Genomic DNA, 25179 nt, shown 5'->3' with positions numbered 1-25179 from the left:
GATGAGCAAAGAACAGGTTTTGACCAACGCCCGCATCGTCCTCGAGGATAGTATCCTCGACGGTTCGGTGCTGATCCGCGACGGCAAGATTGCCGACATTTCCGAGGGCACGGTTGCCAGCGGCGAGGACTTTGAAGGCGACTATCTGATCCCCGGCCTCATCGAGCTGCACACCGACCACCTCGAAGCCCACTACTCGCCGCGCCCGGGCGTGCGCTGGCTGAAGATCGCGGCAATCCAGGCCCATGACGCACAGGTGGTCACCTCCGGCATCACCACGGTCTTCGACTGCCTGCGTCTCGGCTCCGACGAGGATGGCGGCTTCCAGAAGGGCGAGATGCGCAGCATGGCCGACGCGCTGGCCCAGGCCAAGGAAGAGGGTCGCCTTCGCGCCGATCACCTGATCCACCTGCGCTGCGAAGTTTCAACGTCCGACGTGCTCGAACACTACGAGGACTTCCAGAACGATCCGCAGGTCAAGCTCGTCTCGCTGATGGACCATGCGCCGGGCCAGCGCCAGTTCCAGACGATGGACCAGTACACGCTCTACTATAAAGCCAAGCGCGGCTTCTCGGACGAAGAATTCGCGCGCTTCGTCGAGCGGCAGCAGGCGTTGTCGGCCAAGTATGCCGGTCCGCACCGCACCGCGCTCGCCGAGGCCTGTGCGGCCCGCGGCATCACGATCGCCAGCCATGACGACGCGACCATCGACCACGTCGAGGAATCGATCGGCTTCGGCATCAAGCTTGCGGAGTTCCCGACGAGCTTCGAGGCCGCCGAGGCGTCGCACCGCGCGGGCCTCAGCGTTCTGATGGGCGCGCCGAACATCGTGCGCGGCAAGTCGCACTCCGGCAACATCGCCGCCCGCGATCTCGCCGAGCGCGGCGTGCTCGACGTGCTGTCGTCGGACTATGTGCCCTTCAGTCTGATCCACGCCCCCTTCGTGCTCTCCGACGAACTCGACGCCGTCGACCTGCCAAAGGCAATCGCCATGGTGACGTCGACGCCGGCGCGTACCGTCGGTCTCGATGACCGCGGCCGCATCGGCGTCGGCCTTCGCGCCGATATCGCTCGCGTCCATCGCAAGGAAGGCATCCCGGTCGTGCGCTCCGTCTGGCGCGAAGGACGGCGTGTCGCATGAGCGCGAACAACCAGGGCGGCGCGCTTGTCGTCGTTGTTGGACCGAGCGGCGCCGGCAAGGACAGCGTCATGGGCTTTGCCGCCCGGCATTTCGCGGATTGTCACGACGTGCATTTCGTCCGCCGCGTCATTACCCGTCCGTCGGATGCCGGCAGTGAGGTACATGAAAGCGTCTCGGAAGACGAGTTCGTCGAGATGCAGAAGGACGGCGCCTTCGCCGTTTTCTGGGATGCGCATGGGCTGAAATACGGCATCCCCGTCGTCGTGCTCAGGAATGTCAGGGACGGCATGACGGCGATCGTCAATGGCAGCCGTGGTGCCCTGCCGGCGTTCCGCGAAGCCTTCGGCGAGATCGCCGTCGTCGTTGTTACAGCCGAGACGCCTGTGCTTGCAAAGCGGCTTGCCGAACGCGGCCGCGAAAGTGAAGAGGAAGTTTTGCGACGCCTCAGCCGCCAGGCTCCAGACGTGACCTCAGGCCCGGATGTCAGCGTGATCGACAACAGCGGTCGCCTCGACATTGCCGGAAATCGCTTCGTCGAGGTGGTTGAACGGCTGCGCACTAAGGCGGATCACGCGGTTTAGCGTGATCTGTTTTCGCGGCCCGGCAGGATTTCGGCTCGCGGGCACGCGTCGCGATCCCCATTCCAAGGACACAGACAAAGGTTCCGAACCTCATGGCTCGGGGCCTTTTCTTTTTGCCTGCGGTGATGACGAACCCGGGGTGAGAAATTCCCGAGAAATCAGAGTTCTACGGTCATCTCCTCAAAGCCCCCGCTCTGTTTCACTCGGCCGATCACCCTTTCCTTTTCCGCAGGCTCCATAAATTTCCCCTTGTGGAGCGAATTAATATGTATATACATTATATTCAGTGGAGGCGACCTGATGAACGAACTCTCGACCCGCAGGCAGACATCCGGCATCTGGCGCAATGTGCGTCTCGTGACGCTTGGCGAAACCGTTGACGGTCTTGGCCTCGTCGAGAATGCGGCCGTTGCGGTCGTCGATGGGCGTATCGCCTATGCCGGGCCGGAGAGCGGACTGCCCGCCGACCTCGCACGCAGCCTTGAAGCGACGGACTACGAGGGCCGCGTAGTGACGCCCGCTCTCATCGACTGCCACACCCATCTCGTTCATGGCGGCAACCGCGCCCGCGAATTCCAGATGCGCCTCGAAGGCGCCACCTATGAAGAGATTGCGCGTGCCGGTGGCGGCATCGTTTCCTCGGTCAAGGCGACCAATGCGCTGACCGTCGACCAGCTTGTCGAAAGCACCCTGCCGCGGCTCGACACGCTTCTTGCCGAAGGCGTCTCGACCGTCGAAATCAAATCCGGCTACGGACTGAACGTCACGGCCGAGCTCAACATGCTGCGTGCCGCCCGCAAACTCGAAACGCTGCGGCCGGTGCGCGTTATGACGAGCTATCTCGCCGCACACGCAACGCCTGTGGACTACAAGGGCCGCAACGATGACTACGTCACCGATGTCGTGCTGCCCGGCCTCGACGCCGCCCATGCCGAAGGCCTGGTCGATGCGGTCGACGGTTTCTGCGAGGGCATCGCGTTTTCGACTGCCGAGATCGCCCGCGTCTTTGACCGCGCCAAGGCACTCGGCCTGCCGGTCAAGCTGCACGCAGAACAGCTCTCCAACCTTGGCGGCGCAAAGCTCGCGGCCTCCTACGGCGCGCTTTCGGCCGACCACCTCGAATATCTCGACGCCGAAGGGGCTGCGGCCCTGGCCAAATCAGGTACGGTCGCCGTGCTTTTGCCCGGCGCCTTCTATGCGCTGCGCGAAGAGCGCCTGCCGCCGGTCCAGGCTTTGCGTGATGCCGGCGCGCGTATCGCGATCGCCACCGACTGCAATCCCGGCACCTCGCCGCTGACCTCGCTGCTTCTCACCATGAACATGTCGGCGACGTTCTTCCGGCTGACGGTTGCCGAATGCCTTGCCGGTGCGACGCGCGAAGCCGCCCGCGCGCTTGGCCTACTGGCCGAAACCGGCACGATCGAAGTCGGAAAATCCGCCGATCTGGCAATCTGGAACATCGAGGATCCGGCCGAGCTCGTCTACCGCATCGGCTTCAATCCGCTTCATGAACGCATCTTTAGAGGGCAAAGGATCGGTCAATGACCATCACTCTACACCCGGGCTCCGTGCCCCTCCGCGATCTCGAAACCATTTACTGGTCCGGCGAGCCGGCCCGCCTCGATCCGTCCTTTGACGCCGGCATCAACAAGGCTGCCGCCCGCATTGCCGAGATCGTCGCCGGTAACGCGCCGGTCTACGGCATCAACACCGGCTTCGGCAAACTCGCCTCGATCAAGATCGACAGCGCCGACGTTGCAACGCTGCAGCGCAACCTGATCCTGTCACATTGCTGCGGAGTCGGCGAGCCGCTCGCCGAGAACGTCGTTCGCCTCATCCTGTCGCTGAAGCTCGTCTCCCTCGGTCGCGGCGCCTCCGGCGTCCGCCTCGAACTCGTGCGGCTGATCGAAGCCATGCTCGAAAAGGGCGTCATCCCTGTCATTCCCGAAAAGGGCTCGGTCGGCGCCTCCGGCGACCTCGCCCCGCTCGCCCATATGGCCGCAGTCATGATGGGCCACGGCGAAGCTTATTTCGAAGGCCGTCGCATGTCCGGCGGCGAAGCGCTGTCCGCCGCCGGCCTCAAACCGGTGGTGCTGGCCGCCAAGGAAGGCCTTGCGCTGATCAACGGCACCCAGACGTCGACGGCGCTGGCACTCGCCGGTCTCTTCCGCGCCCATCGTGCCGCACAGGCGGCACTCATCACCGGCGCCATGTCGACCGATGCGGCCATGGGCTCGTCAGCGCCCTTCCATCCGGATATCCATACGTTGCGCGGTCATCGCGGCCAGATCGATACGGCCGCGGCTCTCCGCGCGCTGCTTGCCGGCTCGGCAATCCGCGAAAGCCACATCGAAGGCGATGAGCGCGTGCAGGATCCCTATTGCATCCGCTGCCAGCCGCAGGTCGACGGCGCCTGCCTCGATCTGCTGCGCTCGGTCGCCCGCGTGCTTGAAACCGAAGCCAACGCCGTCACCGACAACCCGCTCGTTCTTTCAGACAACTCGGTCGTCTCCGGCGGCAACTTCCACGCCGAGCCGGTTGCCTTTGCCGCCGACCAGATCGCCCTTGCCGTCTGCGAGATCGGCGCGATCTCGCAGCGCCGCATCGCGCTGCTCGTAGACCCGGCTCTCTCCTACGGCCTGCCGGCCTTCCTCGCCAAGAAGCCGGGCCTGAACTCTGGTCTGATGATCGCGGAAGTCACCTCGGCGGCGCTGATGTCGGAGAACAAGCAGCTCTCGCATCCGGCGTCTGTCGACTCGACGCCGACGTCGGCGAACCAGGAAGACCACGTTTCCATGGCCTGCCACGGCGCGCGCCGCCTGCTGCAGATGACCGAGAACCTGTTCTCAATCGTCGGCATCGAAGCACTGACCGCCGTCCAAGGCGTCGAATTCCGCGCGCCGCTCGCCACGAGCCCTGAATTACAGAAGGCCGCTGCCGCCCTTCGCGCCGTCTCGCCGACGATCGAAGAGGACCGCTACATGGCCAACGACCTCAAGGCCGCCGGCGACCTCATCGCCTCGGGCCGTCTGAACGCCGCCGTCTCCGCCGGCATCCTGCCAAGCCTGGAGGCCTGAAATGGCGGTCGTCGAAGTCAGACAAGGCAACTCGCCGGTCATTCTCGGCTTTCCGCATACCGGCACCGACGTGCCGGCTGCGATCTGGGATCGGCTGAACGATAACGGTCGAATCCTCGCCGATACCGACTGGCATATCCATCAACTTTATGATGGCCTGCTGCCGGAGGTGACCGTCGTTCGCGCCACCTTCCACCGCTACGTGATCGACGCCAACCGCGATCCCGAGGGCGTCAGCCTCTATCCCGGCCAGAACACGACCGGATTGATCCCGGAAACGGACTTCGACGGCAAGCCGATCTGGAAGGACGGAGAGGCACCGACTGAAGCGGATATCGCCGAACGGCTCCGGTCATTCCATGCGCCCTATCACGCGGCCCTTGCCGCCGAGATCGAGCGGGTCAAGGCGATCCATGGCGTGGTCGTGCTTTATGACTGCCACTCGATCCGCTCGCGCATTCCGTTCCTGTTCGAAGGCACGCTGCCGGATCTCAACATCGGCACCGACATGGGCAAGACCTGCGCGCCTGACATCGAGAAGGCGACGGCCGCAATCGCTGCCGCTGCGGAAGGTTACAGCAGCATTCTCAACGGCCGCTTCAAGGGCGGCTGGACCACCCGCCACTATGGCCGCCCGGAAACCGGCGTGCATGCCATCCAGATGGAGCTCGCGCAATCGACCCATCTCGCCGCTGAAGAGCCGCCTTTCGCGCTCGACGCCACACGATCCGCCCTGTTGCGAAAGCCGCTGGGTGCGATCCTGAACCGCATCGAAACCATCGCATTTGACCTCAAGACACTGACAGGGAGCGAGGCATGACCATCAACAATCCGCGCCACAATATTCGCGACGTGCGCGCCCCTCAGGGCACCACGCTCAATGCCAAGAGCTGGCTGACCGAAGCGCCGCTTCGCATGCTGATGAACAATCTGGACCCAAACGTCGCGGAAAACCCGCACGAGCTGGTCGTCTACGGCGGCATCGGTCGTGCCGCCCGCACGTGGGCCGATTTCGACAAGATCGTAGAGACGCTAAAGGACCTCAACGACGACGAAACCTTGATGGTGCAGTCGGGCAAGCCGGTCGGCGTGTTCCGCACCCACAAGGATGCGCCCCGCGTTCTCATCGCCAACTCCAACCTCGTGCCGCACTGGGCGACCTGGGATCACTTCAACGAGCTGGATAAGAAGGGTCTCGCCATGTACGGCCAGATGACGGCCGGCTCGTGGATCTATATCGGCACGCAAGGCATCGTTCAGGGCACTTACGAAACCTTCGTTGAAGCCGGCCGTCAGCACTATGGCGACAACCTTAAGGGCAAGTGGGTGCTGACCGGCGGCCTCGGCGGCATGGGTGGCGCCCAGCCGCTCGCCGCCGTCATGGCAGGCGCTTCGTGCCTGGCCGTCGAATGCAACCCGGACTCGATCGATTTCCGCCTGCGCACCCGCTACCTCGACGAAAAGGCCGAGACGCTGGACGAAGCGATGGAGATGATCGCCCGCTGGACGAAGAACGGCGAAGCCAAGTCCGTCGGCCTGCTCGGCAACACCGCCGAAATCCTGCCGGAGATGGTCCGCCGCGGCATCCGTCCCGACATGGTCACCGACCAGACCTCGGCGCACGACCCGGTCAACGGTTACCTGCCGAAGGGCTGGACCATGGGCCAGTGGAAGGAGAAGCGCGTCAGCGATCCGAAGGCCGTCGAAAAGGCCGCGCGCGCCTCGATGCGCGACCACGTCGAAGCGATGATCGCCTTTCAGGACATGGGCATCCCGACCTTCGACTACGGCAACAACATCCGCCAGATGGCCAAGGAAGAAGGCCTCGAAAACGCCTTTGCCTTCCCGGGCTTCGTTCCGGCCTATATCCGCCCGCTCTTTTGCCGCGGCGTCGGCCCGTTCCGCTGGGCGGCCCTGTCCGGCGATCCCGAAGACATCTATAAGACCGACGGCAAGGTCAAGGAACTGCTTCCCGACAACAAGCACCTGCACAACTGGCTGGACATGGCACGTGAGCGCATCGCCTTCCAGGGCCTGCCGGCGCGCATCTGCTGGGTCGGCCTCGGCGATCGCCACCGCCTCGGCCTCGCCTTCAACGAAATGGTCAAGAACGGCGAACTGAAGGCGCCGGTCGTCATCGGCCGCGACCACCTCGATTCCGGCTCGGTCGCCTCGCCGAACCGCGAGACCGAAGCGATGAAGGACGGCTCGGACGCTGTTTCGGACTGGCCGCTGCTCAACGCCCTGCTCAACACCGCATCGGGCGCCACCTGGGTGTCGCTGCACCACGGCGGCGGCGTCGGCATGGGCTTCTCGCAGCATTCGGGCGTCGTCATCTGCGCCGATGGTACCGACGATGCGGCCAAGCGCCTCGAACGCGTGCTCTGGAACGACCCGGCAACCGGCGTCATGCGCCATGCCGATGCGGGCTACGACATTGCGCTCGATTGCGCCAAGGAAAAGGGCCTGCGCCTGCCGGGCATTCTCGGCAACTGATCCGCTCTCGACCGACATACTCACGGACATACTGATTGGGGCGCCGAAAGGCGCCCCAATCACTTTTTGATGAGACTAGCGTCAGGACTGCGTCTTCCTCGCTCCGGCGCCTTGCAGCTGTTGATAGCAATGCTAGAAAAATCGAGATGCCATCGCATTGCTGGCGACGCGTTGCAGAACATCTCTGTTCGCTCACGCGAGCGCTGGTTTTTTATGAGAAGGCTTCATGCGCTGGGGCGGGTACGGGAGAAGAACCATTAGACATCTTATGTTTGCCACCGGGCTTCTTGCGAGCGTCTTTGTTGCCTCGTCTGCGGTCGCTCAAAACGTGAGTTTCTTCGGCCCTGTTCGCAACGGAGAACGGCACTTTACCGCCTTCCCGGAATTTATTGGCGTCGGAATGAGCCAAGGGGAGACCAAGAAGAGGGACGTGGTCTTCTCGACAATTCAAATGATCGCCATGGCCGCCGGAATTGAGACCAAGGCCCAACCGGGCCTCGGAAGAAACACCATCGGCGTGATCTTCAGAAAGGATGTCGTCAAGAATGGCCGGGTCGACGTCAGCAAAATTGAAGATTTCGGCTTCGACCCCTACTACGAGCGGCTGCTGAACGATACTGCAGCAACTGGCGTACCAAATTGCGCTTCCGCCGTGAACTATTCCGCGGAAGGGCGATTTGACCGCGCTGTCATCGTTGCAAACAGCGATGTCCCCGATCAGGAATTGGCGACCTGCGTGGCGCAGGCCCAGGCGCACGCTTTGGGGATAGCCACGTTTACCTCCAGCAAGGCCGACTTTTCGCGCTTCTTCGCGAGGATCATGATCCTCGCCGATCAAAAGAAGAGATGTCTCCAGGACAACCAGACAAAGTTCACCTGCAGTTTTGTCGATGAGCCCTGGGACTAATTCACGAGCGGCGGAATGTTTTCTTCCCTGTTTTATCGCCGTCGAGCGCGAGCAGCAGCACCAGCCCGGCAAGGCCTGCGGCGCCGCCAAGCAGCGCCGTGCCCGAATAGTCGCTGATCCGCGTGCCGAGCGCAAAAAGCCCGGCGCAAAGGCCGCCGCTCAGGAAGAGGTTCACGGCGAGCAATGAGCTTCCGAGGCCCGGGCGGTCGGCAATCAGGTCCTGGAGGTAGCTGATCGGGATCGTGATCAACGCGGCGGCACCAAAGGCACTGATCAAGGTGAGCGCGTAGATCTGCCAGGTCGCCGTCGAGAAGCCGAGCAGCACCATGTAGCCGATGTAGATCGCGGTTCCGAGCGCCAGCGCCTTGAATGGAACAAGGCTCAGCTGGATGCGCGCCCAGACGAAGATGAACACGACTTCGAGGAAAGCGACGATCCCAACGATGATGCCGATATCGGTGACGCTGCCGCCGATCTCGTCAGTCATGATCAGGGGCAGCACGGCGGCGTTGACGTGCAGCGACGAGGTGATGATCGCAACGGCGATGACGCGCAGGAAAATCCCTGGCGCCAGGATCTCCCGAAAAGACGTCCAGTAAGAAAGCCGCTTGCCGAGCGATGCGTCGGCCCCGCTTTCGTTGGGCAGTTTAAAATAGACGATCAGCAGATTGGCGAGGCAGCCGAGACAGGCGAGCAGATAGGCCGGCAGCATGCTGTCGCCGCCGGCGAGTGCAAAGCCGACCAGTCCTGGCACCAGAACCCAGGACACTGATATGGCCGCGCGGGCGCCCGTCGTGAGCGAGGCGGCGTCATGGCCGCTCATCCGCCGGGCGATGCTGCGCACATTGGCAAAGAGCAGCGTGTAGACCGCGCCGTAGATCGGCAACAGCAACAAGACGCTAACGACGAAGCTCATCTGATGCGGGAGCACATAGACGATGCCGTAGCCGACAACGCCGAAAAAGATCGCCGTCGACATCAGCAGCCGGTAGTTGCCGACGCGATCGGCCAGAATGCCGATCGAAACACTGACGATGACGTTCACCGTCGAGGCAAGCAGGATCAGCAGCGAATAGACGGCATCGCTGAGCCCCAGCTCGTTGATGCCGACGACGGACTGGTAGGGCGAGGTGGCCGCACCGGCAAACCCGAACAGGAAGATTGCCAGCATGCTGATCCGCATGGCCGGGTTGCGCATGGCGCTGAGAATGGTGGAGGTCATGCTAGAATGTGTCCGCGAAGCGGGTGGAGGATATCGCACAATCGCTTAAATTGTGATCGATTTAAGGACGGTGTTATGCGGAAGGCTAAGGCGTTTCAGCGCCCATGCGCGTCGAACGACGCGCGGTGCTTTGAGGGAAGCCCCTACCCGAAACTCGGGTAGGAAATGTGCGAAGCATGTCTCAGGCGCCGCTCGACCAACGCGCCGAAAAGCGGGCGACGGGTTCAAAGGAAAAGTCCTGATCGAAGGGGTAGGCCGGCCGCTGACGGCGGAGGCTCGCGAGCCCTTGGATGTCCTGATTGACGACCCCTTCAGTCAGGGCCATCAGGTTGGGGTTGGCGATCGGCGCCAGTTCGGGCGACAGGTAGCCCGATTTGACGACGAGCAGCCGCACCGCCTCAGGGTCGAGGCCCAGCCGCCGGAAGTCCTCGATGTTGTGGTAGGGCCTGCGCCGTGCCGCGATAACGACATCGATCGCGCCGACCCGCACCACCGCCTGCCGCTCTTTCGCAGGCCCGGGATCATCCAGCGTGACGACCTCGGCCAGCATCTCCGCACGGGGGCTTGCCGGATCGAGGCTGCCGCCGATCTTGAGCATCAACGTTTCGCCGACCCCAGCGGCAAAGCAGGCTTCGACCGCCGGCAGGTCCGTGATGCCGGCGATCAACGCGCCCCGCCAGCCGCGGGCGAGCAGCGCCTTCAGCACGTCTGCGCGATCACCAACGCCGCCGCCGGTCGGGTTGTCGCCGGAGTCCGCAAGAATGATCGGCGTCGTCGTCGCCCGCTCGGCGATATCCAGCATTTCGTTGAGCGGTCCGGTGACCGGACCGAAGCGGAAGTTTCGACGTTCCGACCAGTAGCCCGCGGCAATCTCTTCCGCTGCCCGTTTGGCCGCCGCCCTGTCGGTGGCCGTTACGACCGCACAGGCGGTCGCCCGCGGCTCGTCGGCCCAGACGTAGCCCACCATCAGGTTGGCATCGAGAACGCCCGGCCGCTTATCGATCTCGGGCAGTTGCACGTAGAGCGACTTTGCCGGCTCGTCCTCGGTCGAGGTGCATTCGCCGGGAAGCAGGACCGGGACCGGTGCCCAGGCGATGCCCGGGCGCGTCCCGTCTCTCAGCGCAGATACCAGCATCGACCAGGCACGGGTCATGGTCTCCGGCGTATCGATATGCGGCGCGGTGCGGTAGGCGGCAAAAATATCGAGCTGGTCGATGATCTCCTGGCTGACATTGCCATGCAGGTCGTAGCTCGCCGCCACCGGGCAATTGGGACCGACGACAGCGCGGGCGGCGGAGATCCAGTCGCCTTCGGCGTCGTCCATCCCGTCGACCTTGATGGCGCCATGCATGGCGAGATAAAGCCCGTCGATCGGCAGCGCGTCACGCAGCATTTCGAGGAACTCGGCCTTGAAGGCGTCGTAGGTTGGGCGCGACACGGGGCCGCCGGGCACGGCGCGGGCATGCAAAAGCGGCAGATGCTCGACACCCTCGGCCTTCATGAAACTGAAGTACTCGGCGTCCAGCAGCGTTTGGCCGCGCAGAACGCGAAAATCTTCCTCTGTCATCAGAACAGGCGAATAGGTGCTGCATTCGGTATGGATGCCACCAACGGCGATGCGCATGAGCGTTCCTCTCAGAGGTTCGGGCTGAGCGGCGCGATGGCCGCAAAGCGCAGCCAGTCCTTCGCCGACTTCGGTGTCCATGCCGCCTCGGCGATCGCCGGAAGCCGCGGGAAGACGAGCCGGTTGAAGTAGCCGCGCGAAAGATAATGCTCGGACCAGATGCACGCCTGCACGCCTCTGAGGCGGGCCTTCAGCTCGTCCGGGAATTCGCCCTCGGCCTCGTAGCCGTAGGTGTGGGCGGGTGTCGCCGTGCCGGCCCAGCTTGCACCTGGCTCCTGCCAAGCATCGGCCTGCGCCATGTCGAGGTAATAGGCCTGGCCGGGGGTCATCACCACGTCATAGCCTTCGCGGGCGAGCTCGATGCCGACCTCCGGCCGCTCCCAGGCCATCAGCAGCGTATCTTCGGTCGAGACACCGCCGCCATGCGCCACTTCGTTCCAGCCGGCGAGCTTGCGGCCACGCGCCGTCAACATCTGCTTCACCCGCTTCAGGAAATAGGACTGCAGCGCGAAGGTGCCGGAGATGCCCTCCTGCTCCATCAGCTTCTTGGCCAGCGGCGAAGCGAGCCAAGAACCGTTCGCCACTTCGTCGCCGCCGATATGGATGTAGGCGCTCGGGAAAAGCTCGACCATTTCGTCGAGGACCTTCTCCAGAAACTCGTAGGTAAAGGCAACGGCCGGGTTGAGCGCGTTATTGGGATAGCCCTGAACCGAATGGTAGCTCTCCGGGGCCTCCTGACCGTCTGTCAGATCCGGCAGCGCCACCAAGGTCGCCGTGCTATGGCCAGGGATATCGATCTCCGGCACGACATCGACATGCAGCGCCGTCGCCTGCGCGACGATCGCCCTCACGTCCGCTTGGCTGTAGAAGCCGCCGACAGGCTCAGCGCCATTACCAAGCTGCGGCAGAAGCGGCTCATCCGGCCCGCGCAGGACGCCAAGCGTCGTCAGCTGCGGGTAGGCCTTGATCTCCAGGCGCCAGGCCTCGTCGTCGGTCAGGTGCCAGTGGAAAACGTTGAGCTTGAACCAGGCGAGAATGTCAATCAGCCGCGCCACATCCGCCGTCGGGTAGAACTGGCGGGAGACGTCGAGATGGCAACCGCGCCAGCTGTAACGCGGCGCATCCGAAATTTTGCCGCTCGCCGGAAAGCGGAACTTTTCCGGATGGTTGCGTGCCCCATCCAGAAGCTGGGCCAGACTGGTCAAACCATATTGCCGGCCGGCGCTGCCGCCAAAGCTAAGCCGGATTTCGGTCTCAGAGAGGTCGAGCCGATAGGCCTCAGCCTTAAGACCAGCGTCGGCGGTAAAGACAATCGCCCGCCCCTGCTTCGAGGCTGCCAGGCTGAAGGGGGCGTGGCCCGCAGGGAACAGCCGATGGTACATCGCCAGAACCGTATCGATGGCAGCGACATCCTCGCCCGTCGAGCCGACCGCCGGATAGAGCACCACTGGAAAACCGTCTCCAGGACGAAGCTCAAGCTTCGCTGGCCAGGGCTGCAACGCATAGGGCTGATCGAGCTTGCCGTCCGGTAGCCGCACCGGCGGCGGTTCACTGACGGCATTTTCAAGCAACAGATCGGAGACAGCGACCGGCACGTGACCACCATCGGCAAGCGTCAGATAGGCGGACTTGGCACCGTCGGTGCAGTGGCGCGCGTTGCGGTGCAGGCCGCTGACGGTGAAGGTCCAGCTCCCGCCGTTTTCGATCGTCAGCCCCGCAGGCGGCGCGAATTCGTGAAAATTGGCGTTACGGCGCAGGAACACGGCATTGTCGCAGGCCTTGGGATCGATCACCCGGGTGAGCGAGGTGTAGACGATCCTGAAGCCGGAAAGTGGCGCGCCGGAGAAATTGAACAGCGTGAAGGTAAACCGCCCGAACGGCCCGCCATCCGGCTGCCAGGACGCCTCGAGACGGTAGGAAACCGGGTGCATGCTCTTCCTCCAGAATGCTCTATGTCAGTAGTGGTTTGATTGCGAGAACGTGCGGGCCAACTCAGCCTGTCCGGCGGTCAGGCCGCAATCGACAGGCAGGCAGACGCCCGAAATGGCGGCCGCGAGCGGGCCTGCGAGAAAATGCACGGCATTGGCGACGTCATCCGGATTGACGATGCGCTGCAGCGGATACCAGCGGCGCGCCTCTTCGAAGACATCCGGGTTCGATGCCGCCCTCGCCTCCCAGGCCTGGGTGCGAACCGTGCCGGGTGCCACCGCATTCGAGCGGATGCCGAACTTGCCGTATTCGACCGCAATCAGCCGGGTCAGGTGCAGGAGCCCGGCCTTGGCGGCGCTATAGGCCGGATGGCCGAAGACGTTCATGCCGTTGACCGAGGCGATGTTGACGACCGAGCCGTGGGTCTCTTTCAGCATGTCCTCGACGGCGCGAAAAGTGAGGAAGGCCGCCTCGAGGTTCAGCGCATTGTCCATGCGCCAGATCTCCGGCGTCGTGTCGTGCAGGCTGACGGCACGGGCAGCACCAGCATTGTTGACGAGGGTGCGGACAGCGCCCTTCTCTGCGGCCTTCGCTGCCATCGCCGCCACGCTTTCGGCATTGGTGACGTCACAGGCGACTGCGACGAAGCGCTTGCCGTCGCCAAGCGCCCGCGCTGCCTTTTCGGCGGCCTCCGCATCGATGTCGACGAGCAGAACCACGTCATGGTCGTCGGCAAGCTTGCGGGCGATAGCACGGCCGATATCGCCGGCGGCGCCGGTGACGATCGCGAGAGATTGCGTCATGCGTTGACCTTTCGCGGCACGTCAGTCTCCGAGCAACTGGCGGTCGTCACCGTCGCGGTGGGTCACCAGCTGCTGTTTGATGCGCCGAAGTGTGGCTGTCGCCTGCGGCTGAACCCGATAAGCGACGAGACTGGAGAGGATGTCGAGCAGCGCCAGATAGGCGATGCGGGTGGAGGTGGGGCGGTAGATATTGTTGCCCTCGGGCAGATCGACCGGAACGGTGATGCTGGCAGCGGTGGCCACCGGGCTGCCGCTCTGCGTCAGCGCGATGGTCGGCACTTTCAGTTCGCGCGCAAGCGTGAAGGCGCGCACGAGTTCGGCGTTGCGGCCGGAAAAGGAGGAGCCGATCAGCACGTCCGTCGGCCGGGCCGCCGCCGTCATCATCAACTGCATGCTGTGATCCGAGCTCGATGTGATGCGCAGGCCGAAACGAAAGAGCCGGTTTTGAAGCTCGCCGGCGATCATCGACGAATTGCCGCCGGAACCAAAGGCGTAGATCATTTCCGCTGAGGCAATCCGCTCGACCGCCTGCTCGATCGCGGCGAGATCGAGCGAGCGATGCAGAAGAAACAGCGCGTTCTGCGACTTGGTGATGATGTCCTGGGCGACATCGCCGGTCTCCCGGCTCTTCGGCTCGGGCTTCAGGTAGCGCATGCCGATATAGGCGGTCCGCGCGAGCTGCACCTTGAAGTCGGAGAAGCTGTCACAACCCAACCGCCGACAGAAGCGGGTGACGGTCGGCGGCGAAACGTCCGCCTTGCTCGCGAGCTCGATGATGGAGGCGTTTACCGCGAACTCGAAATCGTTCAGGAGAATATCGGCGATGCGGTTTTCCGACTGGGAGAGCCGCCCCTTTTCTTCCTGCAATGTCGCGAAGATGTCCATCGCCCGCTTATGCCTTGCTTCGGATCACGAGTGAGAGCGGGATGCGGGCAGAAAACCGCTCCCGCTCCAGGATCAGCCTTCTTTCGGCTTATAGGCGACGCAGTCGATCTCGACCTTGCAATCGACCATCATCGACGACTGGACGCAGGCCCGCGCCGGCGGATGAGCACCGAAATACTCCTGGTAGATCTTGTTGAATGTCCAGAAATCCCTGGGATCGTCGAGCCAGACGCCGCAACGAACCACATGCTCCGGACCGTAGCCGGCTTCCGTCAGGATGGCCATCACATTGGCGATCGTCTTGTGGGTCTGGGGGATGATCCCGCCCTCGATGATCTCGCCGTTTTCCATGGCAACCTGACCAGAGACATAGAGCCAGCCGTCCGCCTCGACAGCGCGCGCGAAGGGCAAAGGTTTGCCGCCAGCGCCGACCTGTTCCGCACCATAGCGCTTGATCGTCATCATGAGCCTTCTTGCAAATTATTTTCTTTGATCGTTGACAAGTGACCATAGAAAGCCGAATTTGGCTAGCGAAAAACGCCATTCATGAAAAGAATTTCAATCCAGGGCGCGAATATGCGGGATCCTTTTCTCAATCCATTCCCCTCTTCCGATGCTGCACGCCACTCGATCTGGGAGATGCTGGTCTCCCGCGACATCACTGCCTTTCTGGCAGCCGACTGGTCGATGGTTGCAGACGATTTCGTCGGGGAGAGCTTCATCGGCATCGACGGCCGCCGCGAAACCAATCCGGACAATTGGCGGCTGACCTTCCCGTCGCTGGCCGCCTATCGCGAAGAGTGGCTGCGCCAGGCGCAGGATTTCGCGACACAGAGCTTCGCCGAAGACCCGCGCACGGCGATCTTCACCACGACGACGCTCGAGGACATCGAGATCAACGGTGACCAGGCGTTGGCGCACAAGAAGTTCGATGGCAGCCTGAAGAAGACGGACGGCAGCGTCGACATCCTGAAATGGCAGACGGTCTATTACTGCCGTCTGCACGAAGGACGCTGGAAGATTGCCGGCTTTACCGGCTACCTGCCGAACCCGATGGGCGCGGCTTCCGCGTAGTTTCCTGGATCGCCATGCATCCGGGAAAAATCATGCGCCAGACTTAGAGCCCGCAGCGACCTTAGCACATCCGGCCGGATGAGCGGCGCTGCAGGCGTGACGCAATAGAAAAGGCAACGGCATTGCGGATCTTCACAGCGGCGCTTGCGACCGAGACCAATACCTTCTCCCCGATCTGCATCGACCGCCGGGCCTTCGAAGCCTCGCTCTACGCCCCGCCGGGAGAACACCCGGAAACACCGACGCTTTGCACGGCGCCGATCACCGTCGGCCGGCGCGTCTGCGTTGAGAAGGGCTGGGAACTGATCGAGGGAACCGCGACCTGGGCGGACCCGGCTGGCCTCGTCAACCGCGAGACCTATGAGTGCCTGCGCGACGAGATCCTCGGCCAGTTGCGCGCCGCCATGCCCGTCGATGCCGTGGTGCTCGGCCTGCACGGCGCCATGGTCGCCGACGGCTACGAAGACCCCGAAGGCGACCTGCTGACGCGCGTCCGTGCGATCGTCGGTCCCGATATCCTCGTCTGCGCCGAGCTTGATCCCCACAGCCACCTGACGGCCAACCGCGCCGCCGCATCGAACTTCTTCGTCTACTTCAAGGAATTCCCGCACACCGACTTCGTCGACCGCGCGGAGGACCTCTGGAAGATCGCTGTCGACACGCTCGAAGGCCGCATCACGCCCGTCATGTCGATCTTCGACTGTCGGATGATCGACGTCTACCCGACATCTCGCGATCCGATGCGCTCCTTCGTCGACAAGCTGATGCGGATCGAGAAGGAAGACGCAGACGTGCTTTCGCTCTCCGTGATCCACGGCTTCATGGCCGGCGACGTCCCGGAAATGGGAACGAAGCTGCTCGCCGTCACCGACGGCAAGCCGGAGAAAGGCGCGAGCCTCGCACGGGAATTGGGTCTGGAACTCTTCTCCCACCGCGGCACCTTCATCATGCCGCAGATCGACGAGAGGCAGGCGGTCGATGAGGCACTCGCAGCAACCAAAGGTCCCGTCGTCATCGCCGATGTCTGGGACAACCCGGGCGGTGGTACGGCCGGCGACGCGACAGTTCTGCTCGAAGAACTGCTGGCTCGCGGCGCAACCGACGTTGCGGTCGGCACGATCTGGGACCCGATGGCGGTGCAGATCTGCATGGCGGCCGGCGAAGGCGCCGACATCCCCTTGCGCTTCGGCGCCAAGTCGGCGCCGGGAACCGGCAATCCGGTCGATGGCACGGTCAAGGTGGTCAAGCTGGTGCGCGACGCCGAGATGCGCTTCGGCGAGAGCTTCGCCCCCTTCGGCGATGCGGCCCACATTCGCTTCAAAGGCATCGACATCATCCTCAACTCGACCCGCGCGCAGAGCTTCGATCCAAGCCTGTTTTCGGTGATGGGCATCGACCCGACAAGCAAGAAGATCCTGGTCATCAAGTCGACCAACCACTTCTACGCCTCGTTCTCCAAGATCGCGTCCGAAATCCTCTATTGTTCGGCCGGCACGCCTTACCCGAACAATCCCGCCAAGACCGACTACAAGCGCGCGCCGAAGAACATCTGGCCGAAGGTCGACAACCCGCACGGAACCGAGAAGGGCGCGGCCTGAGGTTTGCGGCACCGTCGCCGGGCGCAACCGACCCTTCAGCGATCGGCAGCCTCGCGAGCCATCTTGATGTATAGCGCGACTTGTTTCTCATCTATATCCGCCGGGCCCAGGAGCTTGATGTGGCGGCGAAGCTTGCCTGAACCCTCCAGGACGGCATGTGGATCGGGCAAAGCGGCGCCCCGGCTAAACTCCAGCGTCACGTGTTGGGCGTAGGAAAAGACGCCGCAGAAGCTGTCCTTGGACGAAAACAGGATGCCGCCATACTTTACCTCTTCGGTGACTGCAGGGCCCGAGGCAAGCGCGATTTCCCGTAGTCGGGTGACGATCACGAACTGATCGCCGCGATGAAGCTCGATCTCCCGCAGAAGGGTCTGGATCCGGTCATCCATCATGCCGCACCCGAAGCGATGACAAACGGCTTGAACTCCGGCGCGGGTTCGCGATTTGAGTAGATATAGAGCAGGACACCGTTCGGATCCTTTACGGCGAAGCCACGATCTCCCCATGGGTGATCCTCGATCGGCAACGCCGGGGCAAGGCCTGCTGCCCTGATCCGGTTATACTCGCCGTCGACGTCTGCGACGCAGAAATTGTAGGTGAGGCCTTCGGTGTTGCACACAGGCTGCCCCTGTTGCGGTTCCATGAACTGGAGGGACAGGCCTTGGCCGAGTTCCAGGCTGATGTACCAGCTGCAGTCAAACGTCAGCCGTGCGGCGAAATATGTCTGATAGAAGTCTCGCGACGCGGCAATCTGGGTGGTCGTGATGCAGGGCGAGGCAGTGGTCGGGCGCACAGGTGGGCTCCTCCTGAGTCATGGCGTTCGTGGGTTGCGTGGTCGGGCCGGGCGGCTAGGCGGGCGTGGCGGAACAGAGTTCGACAAGGCAGCCGTTGAGATCGCGAACATAGCCGACCACTTGCCCCCACGGCTTTTCTTCCGGCGGCTTCACCGGCGATGCTCCGGCCGAAACAGCCTTTTCATAGGCCTCGTGCGGTGCAGAGCAGACCAGCGCGATTTCGAACGCGGCGGCAAGATCGCTCCTGCGGTTCGCGCGAACAGCAAGACCATTCAGCTCCGCCATGGTTTCGCTGGCAAAGGCCAGAGCCGTCACACCCGTCTCCATCTCCGCATAGAGGCTGCTTTCGTGTACGAACCTGCGCTTCAGACCAAAGGCAGCCTCATAAAACGAGACCGTTGCCGGCACATCGGGAACATAGAGGATTGTGTATCCGAAACGGACGGCCATGGTTCGTCTCCAAGGGTTACTCGCCGCCGAAGTCGGCAACGCGCTAAGCGCGCTACCCGAAGCAGCGCGAAGGGTTGCGGGCGATCATCATTCATTGCCAGGCTCTGATCTTGAACAATTCGGACATCAGTCCGAGATCGTCACCAGTGTGACTTCGGGCAAGCGCGCCGGCGAGAACCCGCCCAGGCGCCGGAAGACGCGGGTCATGTGGGATTGGTCGGCGAAACCGGCTTCGAACGCGGCATCCGCAGGACTGAGATAGTGATCCCGCAACAGCCGCAATGCACGATGAAACTGGATGATGGCGGCAAACGCCTTCGGCGTGAGCCCAGTTGCGCGAAGGAGAATGCGCCTGGCGGTGCGCTCGGAGACACCGTGCATCGCGGCAAGCTCGGCGATGCGCAGCCGCCCGCCGGAGGCGTGCAGCGCGCTTATGATGTTGCGGCCGAGCGGCGCCACCTCAAAGTCGCTCTCGGCATCACGCTTGCGGACAAACCGCACCAGGCGGCCGGCAAGCTCCTGCTGGTCCGATGCCGGCACGCAAAGGGCGGCCATGTCGGGCCATTGACCCAGAGCCGCTGCGCCGATCAGGGCGTCACCGTGCAACCGGATCGGCTCCAGGCCCAGAATTCTCTGGAAATGGCCAGGCCGCAGGCGCACGCCGACGAAGGCGGCGCCGGGTTCCAGCGGAACATCGTAATAGCCCGTGGTTGGACCGGTCACGATCGGCGTCAGCTCGCAGAGTGGCAGGGCGTTCAGCGTAAATCGGAGGATGATGTCGCATCGCCCATCCGGCAGGACCCGGTAGCTGCCCTCGTTGCGACTGACAGACGCCCAGACGGCTTCGATCCCGGCATTGGCGTCGGCCAGATGGGGAAGTTCCGTATAACGGCCAAGCGTCATGATACTCTATCCAAGTGCGCTTGATCGCCTTTGAATAGAGGGCGTCGGCGACCGGCAATCCTTACAGGTAGAGCTGCCGGATATCCAGCCACAACGGCCAAACACTGGCCGCGCCCTGATTGGCCGAGACCATGATCCTGGCTTCGACGACGTCAGGCAGCCGCGGGGTCGAGCACGCCCATATCGATGTCGGTCAACTCGACGCGACGTTCGAGCGCGAGGCCAGCCTCGTCGAACAGGTGGCAATCGGCTGCCTTGATGCCTGTCTGGATGGTCTCCTCCGGTCGCACAGCTGCTGTTCCCGGCAGCATGGCACAGAAGTTCTCGCCCTCACCACCGACCGCCGCATAGGCGACCGTATGGGCGCCGAGCCGTTCGATGACCGTTGGCGTCACCTTGAGCGTCAGGTCGCCGGACCCGAGCATGATGTGCTCCGGCCGCACGCCAAGCGTCAGCGTGCGCCCGGCAAGGCCGCTTTGCGGGGTGACGGGGATGACCGCCGTCTGCCCCTTGTAGTCGACCTCGACGCCGGCATCGCTGACGCCCTTGCAGGTGACCGGCAGGAAGTTCATCTTCGGGTTGCCGATGAAGCCGGCAACGAACGTATTGGCCGGCTTGTGGTAGAGCTCGAGCGGCGCGCCGGTCTGGGCAATCTCACCGGCATTGAGAACGACGATCCGGTCCGCCATCGTCATCGCTTCGACCTGGTCGTGCGTGACGTAGATCATCGTTGCTTTCAGTTGCCGGTGCAGTTTCGCCAGTTCGATGCGCATGTCGGCCCGAAGGGCCGCATCGAGGTTTGAGAGCGGCTCGTCAAAGAGGAAGATCTTCGGCTCGCGCACGATCGCCCGCCCGATCGCGACACGTTGGCGCTGGCCGCCCGAAAGCATGCCCGGCTTCTGCTGCAGCCGCTGGTCCAGGTGCAGGATGCGCGCGGCATGCTCCACCTTGGCTTTCAATTTCTCCTCGGCCATCTTTTCCACGCGAAGCGGAAAGGCGATGTTCTCGAAGACCGACATGTGCGGATAGAGCGCGTAGGACTGGAAGACCATGGCGATCCCGCGCTTGACCGGCGGCAGATCGTTGACGCGCTTGTTCTCGATCAGGATGTCCCCCGAGCTGGTCTCGTCGAGACCAGCGATCATCCTGAGCAAGGTCGACTTGCCGCAACCGGAGGGCCCGACGAAAACGACGAACTCACCGTTCCTGACTTCGAGATCGATGCTTTTCAGCACCTCGAACGTCCCGTAGAATTTCTGAACCCGATTGAGATTGAGCTGTCCCAAGAAACTGTCTCCGGCCACCGGCGAGAAGCGGCTCATTTATAGCAGAGTTAGGTGGGGCCGCGAACCGATCTTGTCGGCGCGCGGCCCCGGTGGCCTTACTTGTACTCTTCGAGGCTGGAAGCCGCCTTCTTCAAGGCGTCGGCCGGCTCAGCCTTTCCGGTCACGACCGACTGAACCATCTCGATGATGACGTTCTGGAAGCCCTTGTAGTCGGTAAAGAGCGGCTCGGGACCACCATAGGTGATGCCGTCGATGAACGGCTTCCAATAGGGATCCTTCTTGACGAACTCATCGACCATCGGCGACGGACGCAGCGGCGTCAGGCCAGCGCCGCCCTGAAGCTCGTATTCGCCCTGCGGTCCTGGCGAGGTGATGAACTTGGCGAATTCGATCGCCTTCTCCTCAACGCCCGAGCCCTTGAAGATCGCCAGGCTGTCGGTGATGAGCAGCGTGCCCTCGCCCTTTGCTTCCGGGCCGAGCGGCAGCGGTGCTACGCCCCAGTTGACCTTGGTTTCCTTCAGGCGCGTTGCGGCACCCGAGCCCGCCTGGATCATGCCGACCTTGCCGTCAAGGAAGATGGCGCGGATTTCGTTCTGTTCGTAGGCGGTGGCGCCTTCAACAGAGAAAGGCGTGATGTCCTTGTAGGCCTGCAGCGCTGCGAGCACCTGCGGGCTGTCGATGACGATCTTGTCGCCGTCGATGACCTTGCCGTTGTTGGTGTACACCCAGTGCATGAACTGGTGCATGGTGTTGTCGAAGGTCTTGGCCGGCAGGCCGTAACCGGCAATGCCGGTCTTTTCCTTGATCGTCTTGGCGAATTCGATCTCTTCAGCCCAGGTCTTCGGCGGCGTTTCCGGATCGAGGCCGGCCTGCTTGAACAGGTCCTTGTTCCAGTAGAGCGCCTTGGTCGAGAAGGCGATCGGAACGCCCCACTGGTTGTCGTCGAAGGTCACGGTATCGACGATGTTGGGGTAGTAGGTCTTCTTTTCGTCGTCCGTCATCGGCACCGGAACGATGAGGTCGTTCTGTGCAAACTCCTTCAGCGTGCGCGACCCGACATAGGCCATGGCGACCGGTGTGCCGGCGGCGGCAAGGGTCGTTGCCTTGTCCTGGCACTGGGCCCAGCCGACGACTTCAGGCGTTACCTTCCAGCCCGGGTTCTTCTCTTCCCACTGCTTGATGTACTTCTGGTGGACCGCATCCATGGTGTCGCCGCAGTAGATCCAGCTGATCTCCTGGTCGGCCGCCTTGGCGGTCACGGCGCCCAGCGCGGTCGAGCCGAGCAGGGCAAGGGCGAGCACCCCCGTCTTGAATTGAATAGACACGTTTTTATGCTCCCGTTCTCTGGTGGTTGACTTAAGTCTTATTGTTTCACCGCGCCCGCGGTGAGCCCGCTGACGAGATAGCGTTGCAAGAGGAAGATCACGACGACGGCCGGCGCGATGCCGACGAAGCTTGCCGCCATCAGTTCGTTCCAGACCACTTCCTGGCGTCCGAAATAGGCAAACAGCCCGACGGGAAGCGGCATGTATTCGCTCTTGGAATTGAAGGTCAGCGCGTAGATAAACTGCTGGGCATAGGCGCCGATGAAGGTGGTGATCGCCACCACGGTGATGCCGGGCATGGCGATCGGCAGGATCACCCGGCGCAGCGTATAGAAGTGGCTGGCTCCGTCGACGAAGGCGGCCTCGTCCAGTTCACGCGGGATGCGCATCATGTAGGTGCGCAACAGCCAGATCGCCGACGGGATCAGGAAGGCAACGCCCGGCACGATCATGGCCAGATAGGTGTTGAGGACGCCGAAGGTGCGCATCAGCCGGAAGAGCGGGATCAGCAGCACCGCGCCCGAAAACATGTTGACGGCAAGGAATGCCCCCAAAAGCACGCCGGCGCCACGGAAGTTGAAGCGGGCGAAGGCATAGGCAGCGGGTATGACCAGCACCAGCACGATGGCCGTGACGATGGTGGAGATGAAGAAGGAATTGAAGATGTAGCGGGCAAAGCCCGGCACGCTCTCCCACATCGTAAAGTAGGCGGCGAACGAGCCGTTTTCCGGCCAGAAGCGATAGGGTGACGAGAACAGCAGCCCGAGCGGCTTCAGCGACACCAGAAAGCCCTCGACGAAGGGCGCCAGGATAAAGCACAGGAACACGAAGATACCGGCATAGATTCCGACAAGCTCGTACCAGCGGTAGCGATTGATCAGGGCAGGCTGGCTCATTTCTGTTCCCCCTGAGAAAGGCGGCTCGTCACCCGGAAATAGGCAAAGCAGAAGATCGACAGGAAGATGCAGATCAGCACGGCGCGCGCTGCCCCTTCGCCATACTTCTTCGACCCGATCGCGGTGCGATAGGTGTCGATGATCATCGTCGTCGTCTCACCGTTGGGTCCACCCTGGGTGAGGATCCAGATGATATCGAACGAGTTGAAGGTCGCGATCAGCGACAGCATCGACATGGTGATCAGCGACGGCACGAGCAGAGGCAACGTGATGCGGCGGAAGCGATAGAAACGCCCTGCCCCATCGGTCCACGCGGCCTCATAGAGATCCTGCGGGATCGCCTGCATGGCTGCCAGCATATAGAGCGTCACCAGCGGCACGCCGATCCACACGTCCGTGATGATCGTCGCCCAGAAGGCAGTCTCTCCGCGCGCGAGAAAGGCGATCGGCCCGTTCGACAACCCCATGTTCTGCAGCACGCCGGAGATCATCCCGAACTGGCCGTTGTACATCCAGCCCCACATGAAGATGCCGATGGCCATCGGCACGATCCATGGCGGCATGGTGAGCAGACGGAAAAGCGCCCGGCCGGGAACGGCCGCGTTCAGCATCGTTGCGCCGAAAACGCCGATGATCATCTTGATCGACACCGAAAAGAACGTCCAGATGAAGGTCCGGAAGATGACCTCGGCGAAGGTCTCGTTGAAGATCTTGTCGTAGTTGGTCCAGCCGACCCAATTGGTCGTCTTCTTCAGCGACGCGTCCGTAAACGACAGGATGAAGGTGTCGACCAGCGGATAGGCGACGATCACCGTGACGTAAAGGACAGCAGGAAGAAGCAGGATCCAGGCGAAGATGACTGTGCTGCGTTGAACACTCATCCGTCGCCTCCCCTTACGCCGCGCGGGAATGCAGGGCTTCGTCGAAACGGTCCCATATGGGCCGGAGGTCTATGACGCTCTTCTTGCGCCGAGCCTCGTCCATGGAGAGCGCCAGAATGCCGGCTTCCAGCGCATCGCGCGTCGAAACCGGCAGAGGTCGGCCGTCGCGGACGTGGCCGATGATGTCGGTTGCCATCTGCTCGTCGGCACCATAGTGCTGCGACAGTTCGGTGGCCTTGTACTTGTTCTCGATGACCTTCTTGCCGGTCAGCATCTCGTGTACGTCGAAGTAACCGCGGATGAAATCGCCCTCGGCCATGCCGCGCGAGCCCATGATGCAGAAGCGGCGGAACTGATCCGGCACGTTGAGATTGGTGTGGAAGTTCATGCCGACGCCGTTGGCGTATTCGACGATCGCCACCTGGTAGTCGATGATGTCGCCGTCGCTGTCGAACACCTTGTCGGACCCCATCCAGCCGCTCGGCTTGCGATGGAAGAGTTCGAGGTCGTTGATGCCTTCGCGGGCCGGGTCGTTGGCAGGGATGAAGCTCTTGCGGCCGCCAAAGCTTGCGACGCGTTCCGGCCGGGCTCCAACGACGCCATTGTAGAGGTCGAGGTCGTGGCAGCATTTCTCCAGCATGAAGCTGCCGGAATAGCGCTCGTAGCGGCGCCAGTCGCGCATGAAGAAGGCGCCATGATAGGGCTCGATATGCTCGGAAGCCTCGATCGAGACCACCTGCCCTAGCTTGCCTTCGGCAAGCGCCTGGCGGAGGTCGCGGTACATCGGCGCGTAGCGCAGCACGAGACCGACCATCAGCCGTTCATGGCCAAACTTCGCCATCAGCGCTGCGAGTTCCAGGCTTTCCTGGATCGTCGTGACGATCGGTTTTTCGCTGAAGACCTTCAGGCCGGCTTCAAGGCCGATCCGGATGTGGTCGAGGTGCATGTGGTTGGGCGAGCCGATCATCAGGAGATCGAGCTTCTCGTTGGCGATCAGTTCTTCGGGCGTCGCGTAGGCCTTGCCAGGCGAGATGCCTTTTTCGGTGAGCGTGGCCAGACCGGCCGGGTTCGGATCGACGTATCCGGCGATTGCGAAGCTCTCGTCCATGGCCTTGAAGACATAGCCGAGATAACCCAAACGGAATCCGAGTCCGATGATGCCAACTTTCATGCTCGTCCTGTTCCCCTGCCTTTTGGCGTAATTTATTTTCGCAGACTGGGACAGTTTTTTCAGGCCGTCAACTCAAATCCGCATATTTTGTAAAATTGTGAAATTCATTTTCATATCTCAGGCAAATGCCGACAAA

General features: G+C 62.7%; 24 protein-coding genes. 9 read left to right on the top strand and 15 right to left on the bottom strand.

Going from position 1 to position 25179, the window contains the following annotated elements:
* The first annotated feature begins 1 nt into the window (after nucleotide 1).
* From IB277_RS33885 to IB277_RS33855, 7 genes are all read left to right on the top strand, one after another.
* Nucleotides 2-1141 (top strand): alpha-D-ribose 1-methylphosphonate 5-triphosphate diphosphatase, encoded by a 1140-nt coding sequence (locus IB277_RS33885; RefSeq protein WP_034799579.1) that lies wholly within the window; start codon nucleotides 2-4, stop codon nucleotides 1139-1141.
* The gene (gene phnN, locus IB277_RS33880) at nucleotides 1138-1722 is read left to right on the top strand and encodes a phosphonate metabolism protein/1,5-bisphosphokinase (PRPP-forming) PhnN (RefSeq protein ID WP_034799577.1); all 585 of its coding nucleotides are present in this window, start codon (nucleotides 1138-1140) and stop codon (nucleotides 1720-1722) included. Before IB277_RS33885 ends, phnN begins: the two co-directional genes overlap by 4 nt.
* A gap of 300 nt (nucleotides 1723-2022) precedes the next feature.
* On the top strand, nucleotides 2023-3267 hold the full coding sequence (gene hutI / locus IB277_RS33875; protein ID WP_034799575.1) for an imidazolonepropionase: 1245 nt from the start codon (nucleotides 2023-2025) through the stop codon (nucleotides 3265-3267).
* Entirely contained in the window at nucleotides 3264-4799 is a 1536-nt protein-coding gene (gene hutH / locus IB277_RS33870; RefSeq protein WP_034799573.1) for a histidine ammonia-lyase, read from the top strand. Before hutI ends, hutH begins: the two co-directional genes overlap by 4 nt.
* A gap of 1 nt (nucleotide 4800) precedes the next feature.
* Nucleotides 4801-5619, top strand: a complete 819-nt coding sequence (gene hutG / locus IB277_RS33865) for an N-formylglutamate deformylase (RefSeq protein WP_134886960.1) — start codon at nucleotides 4801-4803, stop codon at nucleotides 5617-5619.
* A gap of 2 nt (nucleotides 5620-5621) precedes the next feature.
* Nucleotides 5622-7295: a urocanate hydratase gene (gene hutU / locus IB277_RS33860; protein WP_192372818.1), complete on the top strand. Its 1674-nt coding sequence runs from the start codon at nucleotides 5622-5624 to the stop codon at nucleotides 7293-7295.
* A gap of 268 nt (nucleotides 7296-7563) precedes the next feature.
* Complete coding sequence (locus IB277_RS33855; RefSeq protein WP_034799569.1) at nucleotides 7564-8202, top strand: hypothetical protein; 639 nt, start codon at nucleotides 7564-7566, stop codon at nucleotides 8200-8202.
* A gap of 1 nt (nucleotide 8203) precedes the next feature.
* On the opposite strand, the gene IB277_RS33850 is transcribed toward IB277_RS33855, so the two are convergent.
* The 6 genes from IB277_RS33850 to IB277_RS33825 all read right to left on the bottom strand — a co-directional run bounded on the left by IB277_RS33850 (nucleotide 8204) and on the right by IB277_RS33825 (nucleotide 15127).
* Complete coding sequence (locus tag IB277_RS33850) at nucleotides 8204-9424, bottom strand: MFS transporter (protein WP_060530310.1); 1221 nt, start codon at nucleotides 9422-9424, stop codon at nucleotides 8204-8206.
* A 181-nt stretch (nucleotides 9425-9605) separates the two neighbouring features.
* Nucleotides 9606-11048 carry a M81 family metallopeptidase gene (locus IB277_RS33845; RefSeq protein WP_034799565.1) on the bottom strand — a complete coding sequence of 481 codons (1443 nt, stop codon included), beginning with the start codon at nucleotides 11046-11048 and terminating at the stop codon, nucleotides 9606-9608.
* An 11-nt stretch (nucleotides 11049-11059) separates the two neighbouring features.
* Nucleotides 11060-12979: a beta-N-acetylhexosaminidase gene (locus IB277_RS33840; RefSeq protein ID WP_034799563.1), complete on the bottom strand. Its 1920-nt coding sequence runs from the start codon at nucleotides 12977-12979 to the stop codon at nucleotides 11060-11062.
* Nucleotides 12980-13003: 24 nt separating this feature from the next.
* Complete coding sequence (locus tag IB277_RS33835; RefSeq protein WP_034799561.1) at nucleotides 13004-13780, bottom strand: SDR family oxidoreductase; 777 nt, start codon at nucleotides 13778-13780, stop codon at nucleotides 13004-13006.
* A 21-nt stretch (nucleotides 13781-13801) separates the two neighbouring features.
* Complete coding sequence (locus tag IB277_RS33830; RefSeq protein ID WP_034799558.1) at nucleotides 13802-14665, bottom strand: MurR/RpiR family transcriptional regulator; 864 nt, start codon at nucleotides 14663-14665, stop codon at nucleotides 13802-13804.
* A 72-nt stretch (nucleotides 14666-14737) separates the two neighbouring features.
* A complete protein-coding gene (locus tag IB277_RS33825; protein WP_034799761.1) occupies nucleotides 14738-15127 on the bottom strand; it encodes a RidA family protein in 390 nt (129 codons plus the stop codon).
* A gap of 114 nt (nucleotides 15128-15241) precedes the next feature.
* On the opposite strand from IB277_RS33825, the gene IB277_RS33820 reads away from it, so the two are divergent.
* Both IB277_RS33820 and IB277_RS33815 read left to right on the top strand, forming a co-directional pair.
* Nucleotides 15242-15739 (top strand): hypothetical protein, encoded by a 498-nt coding sequence (locus tag IB277_RS33820; RefSeq protein ID WP_192372790.1) that lies wholly within the window; start codon nucleotides 15242-15244, stop codon nucleotides 15737-15739.
* Nucleotides 15740-15861: 122 nt separating this feature from the next.
* Nucleotides 15862-17337 carry a M81 family metallopeptidase gene (locus tag IB277_RS33815; protein WP_060586211.1) on the top strand — a complete coding sequence of 492 codons (1476 nt, stop codon included), beginning with the start codon at nucleotides 15862-15864 and terminating at the stop codon, nucleotides 17335-17337.
* A gap of 35 nt (nucleotides 17338-17372) precedes the next feature.
* On the opposite strand, the gene IB277_RS33810 is transcribed toward IB277_RS33815, so the two are convergent.
* The 9 genes from IB277_RS33810 to IB277_RS33770 form a co-directional block, all read right to left on the bottom strand.
* Nucleotides 17373-17726 carry a DUF1801 domain-containing protein gene (locus tag IB277_RS33810; protein WP_200949900.1) on the bottom strand — a complete coding sequence of 118 codons (354 nt, stop codon included), beginning with the start codon at nucleotides 17724-17726 and terminating at the stop codon, nucleotides 17373-17375.
* Nucleotides 17726-18130: a VOC family protein gene (locus tag IB277_RS39035; RefSeq protein WP_034799545.1), complete on the bottom strand. Its 405-nt coding sequence runs from the start codon at nucleotides 18128-18130 to the stop codon at nucleotides 17726-17728. Before IB277_RS39035 ends, IB277_RS33810 begins: the two co-directional genes overlap by 1 nt.
* Before the next feature lie 55 nt (nucleotides 18131-18185).
* Nucleotides 18186-18581: a VOC family protein gene (locus IB277_RS33800; protein ID WP_060601431.1), complete on the bottom strand. Its 396-nt coding sequence runs from the start codon at nucleotides 18579-18581 to the stop codon at nucleotides 18186-18188.
* Nucleotides 18582-18707: 126 nt separating this feature from the next.
* Nucleotides 18708-19484: a helix-turn-helix transcriptional regulator gene (locus tag IB277_RS33795; protein WP_060586208.1), complete on the bottom strand. Its 777-nt coding sequence runs from the start codon at nucleotides 19482-19484 to the stop codon at nucleotides 18708-18710.
* 152 nt (nucleotides 19485-19636) lie between these two features.
* Complete coding sequence (locus IB277_RS33790; RefSeq protein WP_192372788.1) at nucleotides 19637-20770, bottom strand: ABC transporter ATP-binding protein; 1134 nt, start codon at nucleotides 20768-20770, stop codon at nucleotides 19637-19639.
* A gap of 95 nt (nucleotides 20771-20865) precedes the next feature.
* Nucleotides 20866-22095, bottom strand: a complete 1230-nt coding sequence (locus IB277_RS33785) for an ABC transporter substrate-binding protein (protein WP_034799533.1) — start codon at nucleotides 22093-22095, stop codon at nucleotides 20866-20868.
* Between the two features lie 38 nt (nucleotides 22096-22133).
* Nucleotides 22134-22991, bottom strand: a complete 858-nt coding sequence (locus tag IB277_RS33780; RefSeq protein ID WP_034799530.1) for a carbohydrate ABC transporter permease — start codon at nucleotides 22989-22991, stop codon at nucleotides 22134-22136.
* On the bottom strand, nucleotides 22988-23872 hold the full coding sequence (locus IB277_RS33775) for a carbohydrate ABC transporter permease (protein WP_034799524.1): 885 nt from the start codon (nucleotides 23870-23872) through the stop codon (nucleotides 22988-22990). Before IB277_RS33775 ends, IB277_RS33780 begins: the two co-directional genes overlap by 4 nt.
* Nucleotides 23873-23885: 13 nt before the next feature.
* Entirely contained in the window at nucleotides 23886-25043 is a 1158-nt protein-coding gene (locus tag IB277_RS33770; RefSeq protein ID WP_134886956.1) for a Gfo/Idh/MocA family protein, read from the bottom strand.
* Between the last annotated feature and the right edge of the window lie 136 nt (nucleotides 25044-25179).

Source organism: Ensifer sp. ENS07 (assembly GCF_014852185.1).
GTDB classification, from domain to species: domain Bacteria; phylum Pseudomonadota; class Alphaproteobacteria; order Rhizobiales; family Rhizobiaceae; genus Ensifer; species Ensifer adhaerens.
The sequence above is the reverse complement of the archived record's forward strand: the minus strand, read 5'-3'. Positions and strand labels throughout refer to the sequence as shown.

What these genes read in the sequence shown, in the direction of transcription:
- IB277_RS33885 (WP_034799579.1), top strand. Translation starts at nt 2, where the DNA reads ATGAGCAAAGAACAGGTTTTGACCAACGCCCGCATCGTCCTCGAGGAT.
- phnN (WP_034799577.1), top strand. Translation starts at nt 1,138, where the DNA reads ATGAGCGCGAACAACCAGGGCGGCGCGCTTGTCGTCGTTGTTGGACCG.
- hutI (WP_034799575.1), top strand. Translation starts at nt 2,023, where the DNA reads ATGAACGAACTCTCGACCCGCAGGCAGACATCCGGCATCTGGCGCAAT.
- hutH (WP_034799573.1), top strand. Translation starts at nt 3,264, where the DNA reads ATGACCATCACTCTACACCCGGGCTCCGTGCCCCTCCGCGATCTCGAA.
- hutG (WP_134886960.1), top strand. Translation starts at nt 4,801, where the DNA reads ATGGCGGTCGTCGAAGTCAGACAAGGCAACTCGCCGGTCATTCTCGGC.
- IB277_RS33855 (WP_034799569.1), top strand. Translation starts at nt 7,564, where the DNA reads ATGTTTGCCACCGGGCTTCTTGCGAGCGTCTTTGTTGCCTCGTCTGCG.
- IB277_RS33850 (WP_060530310.1), bottom strand. Translation starts at nt 9,424, where the DNA reads ATGACCTCCACCATTCTCAGCGCCATGCGCAACCCGGCCATGCGGATC.
- IB277_RS33845 (WP_034799565.1), bottom strand. Translation starts at nt 11,048, where the DNA reads ATGCGCATCGCCGTTGGTGGCATCCATACCGAATGCAGCACCTATTCG.
- IB277_RS33840 (WP_034799563.1), bottom strand. Translation starts at nt 12,979, where the DNA reads ATGCACCCGGTTTCCTACCGTCTCGAGGCGTCCTGGCAGCCGGATGGC.
- IB277_RS33835 (WP_034799561.1), bottom strand. Translation starts at nt 13,780, where the DNA reads ATGACGCAATCTCTCGCGATCGTCACCGGCGCCGCCGGCGATATCGGC.
- IB277_RS33830 (WP_034799558.1), bottom strand. Translation starts at nt 14,665, where the DNA reads ATGGACATCTTCGCGACATTGCAGGAAGAAAAGGGGCGGCTCTCCCAG.
- IB277_RS33825 (WP_034799761.1), bottom strand. Translation starts at nt 15,127, where the DNA reads ATGACGATCAAGCGCTATGGTGCGGAACAGGTCGGCGCTGGCGGCAAA.
- IB277_RS33820 (WP_192372790.1), top strand. Translation starts at nt 15,242, where the DNA reads ATGCGGGATCCTTTTCTCAATCCATTCCCCTCTTCCGATGCTGCACGC.
- IB277_RS33810 (WP_200949900.1), bottom strand. Translation starts at nt 17,726, where the DNA reads ATGGATGACCGGATCCAGACCCTTCTGCGGGAGATCGAGCTTCATCGC.
- IB277_RS33800 (WP_060601431.1), bottom strand. Translation starts at nt 18,581, where the DNA reads ATGGCCGTCCGTTTCGGATACACAATCCTCTATGTTCCCGATGTGCCG.
- IB277_RS33795 (WP_060586208.1), bottom strand. Translation starts at nt 19,484, where the DNA reads ATGACGCTTGGCCGTTATACGGAACTTCCCCATCTGGCCGACGCCAAT.
- IB277_RS33780 (WP_034799530.1), bottom strand. Translation starts at nt 22,991, where the DNA reads ATGAGCCAGCCTGCCCTGATCAATCGCTACCGCTGGTACGAGCTTGTC.
- IB277_RS33775 (WP_034799524.1), bottom strand. Translation starts at nt 23,872, where the DNA reads ATGAGTGTTCAACGCAGCACAGTCATCTTCGCCTGGATCCTGCTTCTT.
- IB277_RS33770 (WP_134886956.1), bottom strand. Translation starts at nt 25,043, where the DNA reads ATGAAAGTTGGCATCATCGGACTCGGATTCCGTTTGGGTTATCTCGGC.